Origin of the sequence: Streptomyces sp. NRRL WC-3626 (assembly GCF_000718785.1) — a bacterium.
Taxonomy (GTDB): Bacteria; Actinomycetota; Actinomycetes; order Streptomycetales; family Streptomycetaceae; genus Streptomyces; species Streptomyces edwardsiae.
The window spans coordinates 1-262 of the sequence record NZ_JOCA01000081.1 but is presented as its reverse complement, the minus strand read 5'-3'; the positions used below and the strand labels follow the sequence as shown (position 1 = coordinate 262).

1 pseudogene is annotated in these 262 nt (G+C 70.6%); it reads left to right on the top strand.

Annotated elements, in window-relative coordinates:
- A pseudogene (locus IF28_RS0135905) lies at window positions 1-262 on the top strand (hypothetical protein); the annotation flags it as partial.

Sequence of the window (262 nt, the reverse complement as noted above, 5' to 3'; positions counted from 1 at the left end):
CGGCACGATCTCCTGCCCCGACGTCGCACCCGAACTCCCGGCGATCCCCGCCTCCGCGCAGGCCGAGGTGGAACGCAACCTCGGCGAGCTCGACAAGCAGATCGCCGAAGCGAACAAGCGACTCGTCGACACCGTCGGACAGGGCGGACCCAACTTCGTCCAGAACGCCATCCTCGGCCCCCTCGAGGACAAGCGCGTCGCCGTCGTCAACCGCATCGCCACCGCCATCGGCCGCACCGCCGAACGCCCCGCGGGACTGGAC